This window comes from Kitasatospora sp. NPDC029312 (assembly GCF_055569215.1).
This window is the reverse complement of record NZ_JBVHXY010000049.1, coordinates 15749-28995: the sequence shown is the minus strand read 5'-3', so window position 1 is coordinate 28995 and position 13247 is coordinate 15749. Positions and strand designations below refer to the sequence as shown.

At 69.0% G+C, this 13247-nt stretch carries 16 protein-coding genes; 7 read left to right on the top strand and 9 right to left on the bottom strand.

Features of this window, described 5'->3' with window-relative positions:
• Positions 1-41: 41 nt before the first annotated feature.
• Positions 42-1955, bottom strand: a complete 1914-nt coding sequence (locus ACZ4WV_RS30160) for a KAP family P-loop NTPase fold protein (protein ID WP_465751807.1) — start codon at positions 1953-1955, stop codon at positions 42-44.
• 812 nt (positions 1956-2767) lie between these two features.
• On the opposite strand from ACZ4WV_RS30160, the gene ACZ4WV_RS30155 reads away from it, so the two are divergent.
• Positions 2768-3127 carry a hypothetical protein gene (locus tag ACZ4WV_RS30155; RefSeq protein WP_465751806.1) on the top strand — a complete coding sequence of 120 codons (360 nt, stop codon included), beginning with the start codon at positions 2768-2770 and terminating at the stop codon, positions 3125-3127.
• A 295-nt stretch (positions 3128-3422) separates the two neighbouring features.
• Here ACZ4WV_RS30155 and ACZ4WV_RS30150 read toward each other — a convergent pair whose 3' ends face one another.
• The 7 genes from ACZ4WV_RS30150 to ACZ4WV_RS30120 all read right to left on the bottom strand — a co-directional run bounded on the left by ACZ4WV_RS30150 (position 3423) and on the right by ACZ4WV_RS30120 (position 8432).
• Positions 3423-4151, bottom strand: coding sequence for an expansin EXLX1 family cellulose-binding protein (locus ACZ4WV_RS30150; protein WP_465751805.1), 729 nt, complete (start codon positions 4149-4151; stop codon positions 3423-3425).
• 137 nt (positions 4152-4288) lie between these two features.
• Positions 4289-4576, bottom strand: coding sequence for a hypothetical protein (locus ACZ4WV_RS30145; protein ID WP_465751804.1), 288 nt, complete (start codon positions 4574-4576; stop codon positions 4289-4291).
• Between the two features lie 371 nt (positions 4577-4947).
• Positions 4948-6336, bottom strand: coding sequence for a PLL family lectin (locus ACZ4WV_RS30140; protein WP_465751803.1), 1389 nt, complete (start codon positions 6334-6336; stop codon positions 4948-4950).
• 362 nt (positions 6337-6698) lie between these two features.
• Positions 6699-7076, bottom strand: a complete 378-nt coding sequence (locus ACZ4WV_RS30135; protein ID WP_465751802.1) for a hypothetical protein — start codon at positions 7074-7076, stop codon at positions 6699-6701.
• A gap of 210 nt (positions 7077-7286) precedes the next feature.
• Positions 7287-7703 carry a hypothetical protein gene (locus ACZ4WV_RS30130; RefSeq protein WP_465751801.1) on the bottom strand — a complete coding sequence of 139 codons (417 nt, stop codon included), beginning with the start codon at positions 7701-7703 and terminating at the stop codon, positions 7287-7289.
• Between the two features lie 114 nt (positions 7704-7817).
• Entirely contained in the window at positions 7818-7991 is a 174-nt protein-coding gene (locus tag ACZ4WV_RS30125; protein WP_465751800.1) for a hypothetical protein, read from the bottom strand.
• A 135-nt stretch (positions 7992-8126) separates the two neighbouring features.
• Positions 8127-8432, bottom strand: a complete 306-nt coding sequence (locus ACZ4WV_RS30120; protein ID WP_465751799.1) for a hypothetical protein — start codon at positions 8430-8432, stop codon at positions 8127-8129.
• An 894-nt stretch (positions 8433-9326) separates the two neighbouring features.
• On the opposite strand from ACZ4WV_RS30120, the gene ACZ4WV_RS30115 reads away from it, so the two are divergent.
• The 3 genes from ACZ4WV_RS30115 to ACZ4WV_RS30105 are packed head-to-tail and all read left to right on the top strand — an operon-like array spanning position 9327 to position 10393.
• A complete protein-coding gene (locus ACZ4WV_RS30115) occupies positions 9327-9887 on the top strand; it encodes a DUF6313 family protein (RefSeq protein WP_465751798.1) in 561 nt (186 codons plus the stop codon).
• A complete protein-coding gene (locus tag ACZ4WV_RS30110) occupies positions 9874-10167 on the top strand; it encodes a hypothetical protein (protein ID WP_465751797.1) in 294 nt (97 codons plus the stop codon). Before ACZ4WV_RS30115 ends, ACZ4WV_RS30110 begins: the two co-directional genes overlap by 14 nt.
• Positions 10154-10393: a hypothetical protein gene (locus tag ACZ4WV_RS30105; protein WP_465751796.1), complete on the top strand. Its 240-nt coding sequence runs from the start codon at positions 10154-10156 to the stop codon at positions 10391-10393. The genes ACZ4WV_RS30110 and ACZ4WV_RS30105 overlap by 14 nt, the downstream gene beginning before the upstream one ends.
• A gap of 325 nt (positions 10394-10718) precedes the next feature.
• Here ACZ4WV_RS30105 and ACZ4WV_RS30100 read toward each other — a convergent pair whose 3' ends face one another.
• Positions 10719-11279, bottom strand: coding sequence for a hypothetical protein (locus ACZ4WV_RS30100; protein ID WP_465751795.1), 561 nt, complete (start codon positions 11277-11279; stop codon positions 10719-10721).
• A 79-nt stretch (positions 11280-11358) separates the two neighbouring features.
• Here ACZ4WV_RS30100 and ACZ4WV_RS30095 point away from each other — a divergent pair, with 79 nt between their 5' ends.
• The 3 genes from ACZ4WV_RS30095 (at position 11359) to ACZ4WV_RS30085 (ending at position 12415) form a co-directional block, all read left to right on the top strand.
• On the top strand, positions 11359-11637 hold the full coding sequence (locus ACZ4WV_RS30095) for a chaplin family protein (RefSeq protein WP_465751794.1): 279 nt from the start codon (positions 11359-11361) through the stop codon (positions 11635-11637).
• 234 nt (positions 11638-11871) lie between these two features.
• Entirely contained in the window at positions 11872-12117 is a 246-nt protein-coding gene (locus ACZ4WV_RS30090; RefSeq protein ID WP_465751793.1) for a hypothetical protein, read from the top strand.
• A 28-nt stretch (positions 12118-12145) separates the two neighbouring features.
• Complete coding sequence (locus ACZ4WV_RS30085; RefSeq protein WP_465751792.1) at positions 12146-12415, top strand: hypothetical protein; 270 nt, start codon at positions 12146-12148, stop codon at positions 12413-12415.
• Positions 12416-13247: the final 832 nt, after the last annotated feature.

Below are 13247 nucleotides of genomic sequence, written 5' to 3'. Positions count from 1 at the left end.
GGCCGGTGTGCCACTGCCTGTGTAGGAGCCTTTGGTCCCCATCAGGAGCGACCCCCCGCTCCCAACGCCATATCCAAGGTGCGCCGGACCGGGACCGGGGCAGCCGAGGCGTGGCTCTTCCAGTGCTCCAGCACACTGCGGAAGGCAGCCTTGTCGGCCGGGACGGCCAGGACGGTGGCCGGCTCAAGTTCACCGGTCGGCACGGACTGCAGCAGTTGGGCGGCCCGGTCGGTGACGGCCGGGTAGGCGGTGGTGATGCGCACGAGGCCTCGCACCGCCTGGGTCTGCTCGGAGGGGCGGTCCCGACCCGCTCGGCCGAGGTACTCCGTCAGGCTCAGGGCGTCGTCCTCGCCCAGCGCGGTGATGTCGGCATCGGTCACCCGGCGCTGGTCGAAGCGCACCGTGGACAGCAGGTTCGCCGCGATGTCCCGCAGCCTGCCCGGCAACCCTGCGTCGAGGAGTTGCTGACCCGAGAACGCCGCCGCCAGGTACAGGTAGGGCGCGAGATCTACGGTGTCCAGGCCCGGGGGAAGCTTCGCCCACCGGATCAGGTCGTCGTCGAACGTAACCGGCTCGGTCCCATCCGTCTCCGCAGCCTGGCTCTGCCGTTCAGCCGCAGGGCTCTGTCCTTCCTCCGCAGCAGCGGCGCCGTCCGCTGCCGGAGCCTGCGGCACGGAGCGGCCCGCGGCCGCCTCGAGCTTGGTCATCCGCGCGCGCAGTTCACCGCGGGCCAGCCAGCCCAAGATGGTGGTGAAGGCGTCGGGCAGCAGCTTCTCCAACACCATGAGCTTTGCCACGATGTCCGGCTCCAGCTCGATTCCACGGTGGCCCGCGACAGACTGACGCACCCGCAGATCGTTGAGGAACCGCTTAATCCGTCGCGGGCTGCCTTGCAACTTCTCGTAGAGGATAGGTGTCATCCGCGAAGCAAAGGCCAGCTCCGCGGAGATGTCGCCGCCGGCCACGGCATCGACGAGGTCGTCCAGCAGGCCCTTCGTCCGCCGCAGCTCCACGCACGCCGCGATGTAGGGGGCGAGCTCGTCGGGGGACTGCCGCTGGGAGAGCTGCAGCAGGACGAGAAACGCCTCGGTGTCGAAACGGCTCAGGGTCGGCAGCGGCACCGTTGTCTGCACGATCTTGTGCAGGTACAGACTCGCGGGCTCCTCGGCGTACTGGTCACCGGCGCCCTGCTGCCCGCTGCCAGCGGGGAACCGGACCCGAAGGGCATCGGCCACCCGGCGCTCATCGGCGGCAACTACGAAGGCCATCTTCGGCACTGCCAGAAACAGCCGGATGGTCTCCAGGGTGTCGACGACCGTGTCAGGCAAACAGCGGTCCAGGTCATCGACGAGCACGACCACGCGCCGCAGATGGCTCAGTTCCTCGGACTCCATCAACGTGCAGAACTCGCTGCGGAACTCCTCGAGTCCGCGCGACAGGGGTTCCGCAGCGTCGGCGTCCTGGTCCGCGGGGTCGGTGTTGATCAGACTAGTGAGATCGTCAACCGACGGCAGTTGCAACGTCAGTGACGTCTTCGCCGCCACCTGCAACGCCTTGGCCCAGTCAACTCGCTTCCGCAACGTGGCCAGCACCGCCCGGGCGCGGCTGCGCACCGGGCCAGGCTGATCCTGCTTGGCGAGTTCGGCGGCAACAGCGGCGAGCACCTCCCCGATCAGAGTTTCCTTGGCGCCGATCCCAGGGTCGTAGCGCCACGGATCGGTACTGATCACGAGAACGGCGCTGCCTTCGCCGGACGTCTGCCGGGTGAGCCCGTCCTCGACCAGGCGCAGCACCGTGGTCTTGCCGCTGCCCCATGCCCCGGATACCCCGACGGTCACCGGGTCGAGCGCGTCGTCCAGCAGGGCCTGCACCACGGCCGAGGCGACCGCGTCGAAGGAGAGCAAATCCAATCGAGTCGGCTCGTCCGACCACAGCCCTGAAGACACCACGCTCACGCTGTCCTCCAGCCTGCGAACAGCGTCGTCCGCAGTCAGTTCCCTTGCCGGTCACCACACATCCCGCGGCTCGCACATGTGTGGTGGACGCACACCATAGCTCTCACGCCTCCCCCGCAACAGCAGGAAAGACGATCTACTCCCGGTATCCGGACGGGACCCCTCACCGCTTAGAACCTCGGCAGACGCCACTGCGCCGGACCTGCCGGCACAGTCACGGCCAGCCACCTCGTCAAGGCCGCTGCCGAACCCGTCCCACGGCGGAGTCCCCGTACCGGTCTCGAGGCACCGACAGCAGTACGGAGGACAGCGCGCATTCGCGGATCGCGACACCCAAGCCGAACGAGCCGCGAGCCACCCAGCAGCTCGGCATCACCCCAGGAACACGCCAAGGAGAGCCCTGAGCTGCACAAACGCAAGAATTTCTATAGGGGTTCCGGAGACACTTACGAGATTCCACACTATCCAACGGGATTCCAGGTCACAGCGCCTAAGATCCCGACCAGTCTCCACCACCGGCGCTAAACGGCCAGCTCAGCGCCTGAAGAGACCTCAGAAATTCCTGCTCAACCTACGAAGTCAACTGCTAGAGCACCTCATCGCGTACAGCACTAGACGCGGAACTCACAGGGGACAGGGCCGGGAAGACGGCGTAGCCCTGGCGGCCGAGACGACTCGACCCAAACGAAGCAAAGCGGCCGAGCGCGGCCAGAACCGGTACAGCCGCCGGGCGTCGGAAAGAGGGCCCGCCACGGCGCGGGCGTCGGCATCGTTGGACCGGCAAAGGGCCCGACGACCCGTGGAGCGATGACGTGAGCCGCTACCTGCCTGACCCATCCATCCCCGTCGCGGAGCTGGGCGCGCCCGTTCACGCGGCCCTGCGCGCCGCCTGTGAGGCCGGCGCCCCGCTGCTGGCCCTCGCCTACCCGTCCCCCACACCCGGCGGGAGCTGGCACGTCACCGTGCTGGAAACGGCCACCGAGGACGTGCGCTTCGACTTCCACACCGGCAGCGCGCAATGGGACCCCACGGCCGTCGAGCGTGAGTTCCGCCGGCGCGGCTACGACTCGCTGGCCGGCGTGCTCCACCAGGAGTGGACCACGCTGACCGACGGAGGCCGCTGCACCCACCTGTTCCCCGACCCGCACCAGCAAGACGACTGCTGGTCGTAGAACGCCGCAAAGGCGGCCGTCCCAGCCCTGTCCCAGACCGCGGCGCAGCGCCCGCGCACGGCAGGCCCAACGCGGGCCGGGCGGCACTGCGGCCCGGCCGAAGCACGGGCCGCCGCGAGCGGCAGCGCGGCGGCGGGGACGGCGCCACCGAACGCGCCGCCGCTACCGGCTGCGTCGATCAGCCGTGCCCCCAATCAGCCCACGACCTGCGCTGTGCTGCCGCACTCGACGAACGCGGACGCGACTTCCTCACCACTCACCGCTGACATCAGTGGCGTCGTCGGGTTTGCAGAGGTCAGCGAGGCGGAAACTGCTGGGTTCCTTGGTGGGCCCCGCCGGCTTCACTGATGGGCAGGTCTTCGATGACGGCATCGCCCTTGGAGTCAGTCAGACGCAGTCGCACTGGGCTGGGCACCCCGGTCATGACGAAGTGGTTGTCATCCCTGCGCTGCACGGCAACCCAGGAGCCATCGGGGGCGAGCCGTTCGACCTTGCTGATGGGATACCTGGAATTGTCCACCAGGAAGGCGGACCACCACTGATTCGAACCCTGCTCGACCCGGTAGATCAGGCCCCCAACAGGCTTGCCGTCGGTGATCGCCCAGGAGACAGGAACCTTGTTCTGGCCGGGTGAGGCGATCGCATCGAAAGCCTTCCGGCTCATGTCCAAGTCGCCCCCGCCGCAGCCCGAGCACTGGTCGACGACCTTGACCCGTACGGATTTACCTCCCGGACCGGTCACCAGCAGGTAGGCACCACACATGAACGCGCCGCCGTACGTCGCGGGCCCCACTGCGGCGACGTAGCCGTCGCCCTCCGGCGGAAAGCTGCACTTCCATGGCCCGTTCGGGTTCTCGCCGAGGGTCGCTTGTCCCTGGACGTCACGGAGGCCGGGCCCCTGCCGTGAGGGACCACCGGCGGCATACGTCGGCGCCAAGCTCAGACCCAACACCGTAACCGCCAGCACCGACCCGCCACCGAGCCTTCGAGCCGACCGTCGTGCCAGACCCACGAAACGCCGCATCGTCCACTCCTCACCGCCAATGGTGGAGACCCAACGCCCCTGTAACCCAACGACCAAGGCATCCCGCCGTCACGCGACCCCATGGCGCGGCAGGCCGACGAAGGGCGTCGTGACGTCACGACGCCGTGACTCCACCGTCAGGGCAAGTCGTGCAGCAGTGCGCGAACCGCGGCCGTCAGTGCCTCGGCGTCGGTGCCGTCGACCGGGCCGACAGGGGCGCGGTCGGGACTCGGATCTGCGTAGGTGCCGTCTTCGGCGATCCGGCCGGCCACGAGTGTTGCGCGACGGTACGGGGCATCGACACCGATCCACCGGCCCGACGGCGTGTGCGCGATCCGGCGCTGTGAGAGCAGGTGCCCGTACCGCACGACCGCTTCGCCCTGCCAGCCCAGGCCTTGAATGATCCGTTGGACGATCTCGTCCACCTGCGACACCTTCACGCCGGCCCCCTCCGTAGACATGCGGTGCGCGTAGTACTCCAGGGACGCTCCGCAGCCACCACAGCGGCCTCGGGACGGGCGGCGAGCAGTCCCCGGACGGGCAACGCCCCCGCCGCCCGTCTGGGCCCCTCAGAGCGCCGCAGCACCCCGACCCGACAGCGCACCACCCCCACCACAGGAGAACAGGGCGCGCAGAAAGGGATGTCGGATTTTCCGGCCCGGGTGGCAAGCCCGCTGAGCTGCGCAGATGTCACCAGTCGCCCGGAGCAGGGGTGCTGGCATCAGGAGCCAACGCGGCGACCGGCCGGGCCGCCACGCGGCTCGACCGGCCTGATGCAGTCAGCGGCGACTGGCTGCTAATTCCCCTGGCCCTTGTAGACACACATGAGTTGTTCTCGGGTCCCGTTCTTGTCCTTGTACTTGGCCAGGGTGGGGCCTTGTCCGCTTTTGGCGCCGGGAATCCGGCTGTACTGGGTCCAGCCAGTGCCGTTGTAGCGGGTCCACCACACGTCCTCGTCGCCTGAGCCGCGGGCGACGCAGTACAGCTGCCCCCCGAATTCAGCCAGAGCCGGATTATCCGCGCTGTACATCCCGGCGAGCGGAGTGTTGGTCCAACGGCCATCCACCCAGCGGCAGTGGTGCAGTTGGTTCTTACCTCCGCCGGTTCCGCCGTAGACCATGTGCAGGGTGCCCTTGAAGGAGGCCACGCCGGGTCCGCGCTTGGAGGAGAGCCCGGTCGCCGGCTGATTGCGCCAGCTGCTGCCGTTGTACGTCATGTGGTACAGCTTTTCGTTGGTCCACTCGCCGTCGGCTCCCCGGAAGAGCAGGTGGAGCTCCCCGTTGTGCACCGCTACCGCCGGAGTCGTCTGGCTGGACGCCCCCAAGTCGATTCGGCGGTTGCTTATGGGGCCGCTGCCGGGGACGAAGGTGAGGTGGTACAGGTTCTTGTCGGCCCCGTAACCGCGGTAGACGCAGTGGATTTTGTCCTGGAAGACCGCCACGGCAGGGCCGGACGCGGAACGCAGATAGCCCGGTGAGATCTGCGTGGTGCCGTCCCACCCCCTGGTCTTGTCAGGGTCGTATTCAGCGATCCACAGCTCGTTGTCGCCGCTGCCTCGGTGCAGGCAGAAGAGCTTGTCCCGGAACACGACCAAAGCCGGGTCGGCCTTGGTGTAGATGTCACCGCCGAACCGCTGGCCCTCAGCCCACGCGCCGCTGCCATCGGTGACCGTCCACCAAGGCCGGCTGTCGGCCTTGGGACCTGTCGAGACCGGGATGAGCATCCCGGGAGCCAGCCAGGGAGAGACGAGCTTGCACCCATAGGGAAGGCCGACCGCCCGGATCCAGGCGGCCTTGATCCGGCAGAACGCCGATACCAGAGCCCCGATCACGGGCGTCAGAGCCACACTTGCGATGGCACCGATGGCTTCATGAGACGTACTGACCAGCCCGACGGCTTCAGCGTCGAGGTGGACCTCGAAGCCCCACCACTTCGTCTTGATCCAGACATGGTCCCCCATGCCCAGGATGTCGACGAGTGCTTCGCGAGCCGCTTCGACCTGCTCGGCTTCTTCCGGAGTCAGAGCCCGGCCGGCGATGACGCCGGGCTCGGCCCGGGCTGAACCGGCCTCCACCACGTCCTGCCCCGCCGCGGGGTCAACTGCCTCGCCCGGGGCCTGCTGGGCCTCGCCTGGCTGGGTCTGATCGGACGCCAGGCCGGGGGCCGGCTGGTCGTGAGAAGACACGGGAACGCTCCCTTTTCTCTGGGGTGCCCTGGTCGGTCTGTCCAGCGGTAGACACAGCCTAATTGGTCATGTACGCGCCCAGTCCCTTTTCGGCCGCGCTCCGTGATCGACGCGGGTGCCACGCTGCCGCCCTGCCCGGCACGCTTCTGGAGAGGGTCGGTGGCGGCGTGGCGGAGTTGGACGGTGACGTCGTCGACGAGGTCGCGATGGGGCAGGCCCAGGAGGCGTTCCAGAGTGAAGGTCTCCGGGGGCGTCTCGGCGGCGAGGAACAGCGGGGTGAAGGTGAAGCCGTAGGGGTTGCGGGCTGCGACCTGGTACCAGGCTGCGGCGAGCAGGAGCAGCGCGAGGTGCTGCTCCTCCTCTCAGTCGCGGTCCACCGGCAGGTCCCGGTTGTCCAGGTCCAGGGCGTGGACGGTCTCGGCCAGGCGCTGGAGGAGCTGCCCGCCGACGGCGCACATGCGCTCACCGGCCCTGCCCATGCCCCAGGCGGTAGCGATGCCGAGCCGGGTGGCGAGGTCGGTCGGGTCGGCGGCGGTGAACGCCAGACGCAGGCGTCGGTCGATCGCGGTCCCGACAGTGCCGGCCTCGGTGCCCACCCCGGCGGGCGGCAGCAGGACAGGCTCGGTGGCGTATCGGGCTCGGAAGTTCTCCCGCAGCGGCTTGGGGCCAGCCGACATCTCCCGGTCCAGGAAGCGGCGCAGCGGTGTGCGGGGGCAGCTGAGGCCGGAGGTCAGGCTCATGCCGTCCACCGCCGTGTGGTGGCTCTGCTGCGGACGGCCTGGCCGGTGGCGAGCGGCATGGCGATGGGCGCGGTCGGTGTGCTGGTGCACAGGTAGTTCGTCATGCCGAGGACGGTAAGAACGTCCTCTGACAGGTTGTAGGACGAACGGAGCAGTCGGGTCGCCCGGCCGTGGACGCCTTCACCCGGCCCGCCGGACCGCCCTCGCGTTCTACGCCGAGTTCCGCAGCGGGAAATGCCGCTGAAGGATCTCCGCCCACGTGGGCAGGGCGACGAAGCGGCCGGTGTCGTCGGCCTGGGCCTGGACGAGCTCCAGCAGGGCCGCGACGAACGGGCCGGCGACACCGTCGGCGGGGACGCCGGCTGCGGTGTCCTGGAGCCGCCGGTGTGCGGCAGGGAAGGCTTCCTTGGCCCTCGCGTCCTGTTCCTTGACCTTCGCGGCGCTGGCCTCCATCAGGATCCGCTCGACCGTGTAGGTGGGGCACTGGTCGGTGTGCCAGATCTCCGTGGCGGCTCCGTCTCGGCCGATCGAGAGGGTGCGGATGTCGCCGTTGTCCGGTCCGGCGTGGCAGTCCTCGCAGGCGATATGGCGGTGGGTGTTCGGCTGCTCGGCGTGAGGATCGGTCACAGGGCACCGGTTCCTTCCTGGCGCGGCGGACCGGGTGTGGGGCCCCGGCCCGTGAGCGCCCATCCAACGCCCGCGGACCAACAAGGTCAACACCTTTCACCAGCGAACCGACCGTCAGAACGGTCTGCGCCGCACGACGGGCCGAGCAGGCCGGGCCTGATCGGTGCCGCGCAGTACGAGGGCCGCAACGCGGGTGCGCTCCAGCCAGCTCACGACCTGGCGCAGCGCGGTGGCATCGAGATGGTGGGTGAGGTCGCGGACGGCCTGGTGGTCGTCGTCGGTCAGCACGTATAGGCCGGCGCGCTCCAGGGCGGTGTAGAGGGGCTGGGCTGCGGCGCCAGCCAGGCTGCGGTGGGCGGCGTCGGCGCTCTGGCGGGCCCGGTGGGCGGCCTCGCGGGCGCAGGCGGCGACGTGCAGGCGGACTCAGTCCGAGGCGAGGACCGTCCATCGCGGGCAGCCGGGCTGATGGCGGTGAATCATGAACACCGTCCCGCCGGGGCTGACGGTGCGCCCCGTACGCACCCGGCAGCACGGCTCGTCCCGCAGGCGAGCCGGCGCGGGCAGGTCCGGCGCGGGGATGCCCGCAGACGGCTGGCCGGCTGCCGGGCCGGCCGGTGGGGGCGGGGCGGGAACCGCGCGCGGGCGCTGCGCCTCCAGGGCGGCCAGCGGCACACCAAGCGCCTTGGCGCGCGACAGCCTCCGGCTGCGACGGGCACCTCGTGTCGTCATGGCCGACAGCTTGCCCTCGCACACCACGGCCATGCGGCCAGGACACGAGACCCGCGAGAACCGACCCTGCCACGCGAAGGATCAGCAGTGCGGTGACCAGGGCCCGGGGCCCATGCCTGCTGAGCTCGGTGAGGAGTGGGCAAGCCCTTGGGCAAGCCCTGTGGCGGGTCGGCCGACCGCGTTTTCGTGCCGGCCGACCCGAAGGGAGCGGTGCCTGGGCTGCCCGGAGCCGTGGGGGGGGTGTACGGGCCGGGCAGCGTGGCAGGCACTCCGCCGCGCGCCCTGGTGGAGGCGCTCGCCCGGTTCAACGACCGTGACGGCCCGAGGGTGCGAGGACGGCGGCGAGGACGCCGAGGTGGGCGGCACGGTAGGGGCCGGAGCGGGCCCAGGGGCGGGACCGTGCGACCAGGACGTCGAACCGTCGCCTGCCGGCCCCGGGCCGGGGCCGGCCACCAGGGCGCAGCGGGACGGCCTGACGGCCGCCCAGGACCGCAATGAACGGCAGTCACCCGGACACCGCCGCCCCCGCTGCGCACCGGTCCGTGCCGCGGCGCGAAGCAGTCTCACTGCGGCACGGCGCCGCCGGTGTAACTGAGACCGCCCTCACCGAGCGGCCGGCGCCCCGAGCCGTGCCGCCCATCTTCGAACGGGGCAGGCCCCCGGCCGACGGGTCGGGCGTCGGCGTAGTCCCGCGCTCGGAGTCCTGCCCAGCGCCGCGCGGACCAGCTGGCAAGCCCCCTGATGGCCGCGTCGACGCGCTGGTCAAAGTCCAAGCGGGTTCGTCGAGAACACACGGCATGCGCGCGTCATCCGTGTGCGAGCCAAGAATCGGTCACAGTGCGTAACACCTAATTGGCCGGTCGCGATCATCCACCTCGGAGCCTACGGTCGAAGGTGGAGACCGTAGCGGCGGTGATACAGATGGCCCCACGACGCGAGGCACTGGGCAACACGCTGTATTTGCTGGTCACGGCAGGGCGGTGGGTCGTGGCGTTCTTGTTCGTGTTGTTCTGGACGTACTGCGGCCTGGTGGGCTGGTCGGACGCGTGGGACACGCTGACGGGAAACCACTCTCCGCGTAACCAACCGTATCCATGGTGTGGCTGGCCGGTAGCGGTGGTTGGTTGGCTGCTGGTCCCCGCGCTTGTCGGCGGGATCGTCGGTTACAGCATCGGCGAACGCGCGGGTCGTGGTCGGCGTGACTGGGACGACGCCGATCTCAAGCAGGCCATTGCGCAGCGAGCAATGGACCACGGGGACCTTACCAACCTGCTACCTGAGCCCCATCCCGCCCCGGTACACGACCGGCTGCAGCCCAGACGTCTGGCCGTCTCCACCTGCCTCATCGTTTTAGTTGGTTTCGCTCTCGACGCACGTCGGCGGAACCGATCCACAGATCAAATTGCCGACCGGGTCGCGGCACGTCTAAGAGGTGGCGACCATGGCGAGTCTTGACGACCTCACCCGCGGAGGAGGAGACAGCGCTGAGTTCGGCCACAGCTTCCTCAACGTGCACCATGGAAACAAGCCGTGGGCAGAAGCTTGCTGGGAAGCCCAAGTACGGGAGATCCTGAAGCGCCACAAAGGTGTCGACGACATCCGGTACAGGGCCCGGGATGCGTGGGCCGAGCAACGAGCCATGATTGAGCTCTACGTCTGGTCGGTGCAGCGACGTTGCGGCGCTCCCGATCACAAGACCTGGGACAGGAGGTGGAGAGAAAATGACGATCACTGATGGGCTGCGTGACGCGATCATCGAAAGTGCGCCGAGCGACGCTGACCCGTCGCTGGTGGAGAAGTATGCGGAAGAGATCGTCCAGGAAATCAAGCGCGCTGAGCGTAGCGGGATGCCGCTTGGGCCGGTGATCCGGAGCGCGGCCAAGCGTTTCCCGGGTCTCCTCCAACATCCAGAGACTCCCCGGGATCTGCAGGAGCGGCTGACCGGACACGGACAGCTCTGAACCTCAGCCTGGTGGCGACCGATGTCACAGGCCACGGACTACCGAAAGCCTCAGAAGAAGGCGGCCATAGCCCGACAAGAAGGACCGCCACAGCCTCGATGTCCTCGTTGTAGTTCTGGTCGCAGTCATGGTCGGCGTCCCCAAGGGTGCCGTCCTCGACCAACGCGTCGCCGTCGCCGCTGAACAGCAAGGTCAACACCTTTGCGGTGGTGGCGCGGAGCCGGGACCGGCTTCACGGGCTCCGGCATGGTGATGGTGCCTCCCCTTGCATGGCTTGTTCGGTTCAACGGCGGCCGCCACCAGGTGGTGGCGGCCGTGCGGGTGCTCAGCTGCGGAAGGGCCACGCCTCGGCCATGTCGTCGAGGATGATGTCGGGCACGGAGCCGTTCCAGGTCTGGGCGAGGGCCAGTGGCCGGCGGGTGAGCAGTTCGGCGAGGACCAGGCCCTCGGGCTGGCGGACCAGGACGTAGCGGGGGCCGGACCAGCCGTCCGGGTCGCGGTCGTGGGCGGTGCCATGCCCGTAGTCGCGGTGCAGTTCGCGCAGTTCCCGCTCGCCTGCCCGGACGAACGCGGTCAGGGTGCCGGTGTAGCCGGGGTCGGTGATGAGTGGCGAGAGAGCGTCGAGGACGGCGTCGGTCAGCTCGGCGTCGTGCGGCCGGGGGCCGGCCAGGCCGTGGAACAGCTCCAGTCCGTCTCCAGCACGTCGACCGACTCGGTCGGGGCCGCAGCGGCCGGCTCGGGTTCGGGCGGCATCGGTCCCGGTGGGACCGCGAGGCCGCCGCTGCGGGCCCGGGTGCGGGCCCGCTCGGCGTACTCGGCCAAGCGGGTGCTCGCCGCTTCGGTGGCCCCCCAGCCGGCCCCGGGTCGTAGTCGGGCGTCCGGCCATCGGGGCATCGCCAGCCGGTGCTGGTGACGTTGCCCTGTGCCCAGTCGCTCGTTTACGAAGCATGAACCCTCGTACATCCGTGACCTGCTTCGTGCTGACAGGCACGGTCGCCGCAAGCGGTCTCATCAGCGCCGCGCCCGCGTTCGCCGGAGGCGTCGGCGCCATCGCCAGCCCCGCCTTCAACAACACCTGCGTCACCTTCGACAGCCTCACCCAAGCCACCGGCGGCACCGTCCACGGAGCCGGCATCGCTTCCAACCTCGCTCAACTCCCCCTCTCCCTCCCCTACCAACACTGCGGCGGAGCGGACCTGCCAGCAGAACCGTCGAGCCTAATGTCCATGCTCAATAAGTTGTGAGGATCTCGTCCGTGCGGCCGGGACGGCGCCGGGAGCGGCCGGTTCGGGCCGGCTCGGCGCGGACGGCTTCGCCGGACGCGTGCGCAGCTCGCCTACCTCCCGGTCATCCGCGCACTGCGGGCACTCCAGCCGGTTGCGGGTGTGGGGGGTCGGCGCAGACTGGGACACGGGGCCGCATGCCGGGGGGAGCGAGGTGGTAGCACGATGTCAGACGCAGTGGAACCACGGGGAACCATGAAGAAGGTGGAGGACAGCGAGTTCGAAGTCGTCCGCGTCACGATCGATGTCGAGGATGACCTGGTGCGGCGGCATCTGGAGAGGGATCCCAGCGGGGCCGTCAGGAGGTTCCTAGAGGCCCAGGGGTACACGGTCAACCGGCTCACGGCGCCGGCTCCGGTGGAGGGCCAGCCGTACCGGCCGGAGTTCGTCCACATCCTGAGTGGGAAGTACGCCTCGACATGGACCCGGCTCCTTCCGTGAGGACCTGAGGACGTGAGGAGGAGTTTCTATGTCCGACGAAACCGTGGTGAGGGGCAGCGTCGAACGCGTGCGGGTGGCGGCCGTATCGATCTACGAGGTGCGCCTCGAACCCGACGACGCGACACTCCGTGACCTCGGCAACGACCCGCACGGAGTGTTCCGGCGGTTCTTCGAGTCCCAGGGTCACGAGGTGAATGGGATCGCTCTAGCCGAACTGACCCACCTGCCCGGACCAGGGCCGTGGGCCCACGACAACAGCCCTGAGGAGAACTCCCACTGGTACCTGCTCGAGATTTGAACGGAAAATAGATCATCAGCTGGTCGGGCGGCATCGCCCGCACGGGCTTGTGACGGTTTGTACAGGCGGCGGGATCGGCGGTAGTGGAGCTGTGGCTGATGCTGCGAGTGGTCCGCTCGCGGTCGGCATGTGATGCTGATAAGAGGGGTACGGCAGTATCCCCCGCAGGCGGTGCGCCGTCCGGACGCCGAGCCCAGCTTCTACCCGCTGTCCCGTTTCCCATTTCCGACACACGGCCGGCCACGGTTTCCCAGCCGGTGAGGCGGCCTTTTGCGCCGACCACGATGGCAGTTCCGGGCGGGAGACGGGAAAATTGAGGGGAGTTTAGTCGGATGCCAGGTCAGCCCGGCTGGACCGGATGCCAGAACTGTCGCGCGATGTACTTCAGCGGCAGCACTCAGGTGTCGCCCGACCATGGCCCGGGCAGCAACGGTGCTTGTGCCGCCGCGGCCCCGACTCCCCCTGGGGGGATCCTCCCAGGTCCCCATGTGGCGGTGCCGCAATGGCAGTTCCAGGCCGAGATGGATCCCACACACCGGGGTGATTTCACGGTCAGAGGCTGGACGGGCGACTTCTTCCGGTGTACCACATGCGATGGGATGTTCAGTATTGGCGACGGTGCGGTGAATGGCGTCTGCCCTGGACGCCTGCCTCATCGGGAGCAGACCGACGTGGGCTCCTTGCTCGTTCTGGGCCATCACGAAGCCGGAGACCACGCCTACTTCTTTCCCACATCCTGGGGCGCCTTCGACCGTTTCGCATCAGGGTGGGCGCTGTGCGGGCATTGCGGCCTGATGTTCTTTCACGGGGACCCCAGCGACCAGGGCGTCTG

What these genes read in the sequence shown, in the direction of transcription:
- ACZ4WV_RS30150 (WP_465751805.1), bottom strand. Translation starts at nt 4,151, where the DNA reads ATGCGGCGTTTCGTGGGTCTGGCACGACGGTCGGCTCGAAGGCTCGGT.
- ACZ4WV_RS30135 (WP_465751802.1), bottom strand. Translation starts at nt 7,076, where the DNA reads ATGAGCCTGACCTCCGGCCTCAGCTGCCCCCGCACACCGCTGCGCCGC.
- ACZ4WV_RS30120 (WP_465751799.1), bottom strand. Translation starts at nt 8,432, where the DNA reads ATGACGACACGAGGTGCCCGTCGCAGCCGGAGGCTGTCGCGCGCCAAG.
- ACZ4WV_RS30110 (WP_465751797.1), top strand. Translation starts at nt 9,874, where the DNA reads ATGGCGAGTCTTGACGACCTCACCCGCGGAGGAGGAGACAGCGCTGAG.
- ACZ4WV_RS30105 (WP_465751796.1), top strand. Translation starts at nt 10,154, where the DNA reads ATGACGATCACTGATGGGCTGCGTGACGCGATCATCGAAAGTGCGCCG.
- ACZ4WV_RS30100 (WP_465751795.1), bottom strand. Translation starts at nt 11,279, where the DNA reads ATGGCCGGACGCCCGACTACGACCCGGGGCCGGCTGGGGGGCCACCGA.
- ACZ4WV_RS30090 (WP_465751793.1), top strand. Translation starts at nt 11,872, where the DNA reads ATGAAGAAGGTGGAGGACAGCGAGTTCGAAGTCGTCCGCGTCACGATC.
- ACZ4WV_RS30085 (WP_465751792.1), top strand. Translation starts at nt 12,146, where the DNA reads ATGTCCGACGAAACCGTGGTGAGGGGCAGCGTCGAACGCGTGCGGGTG.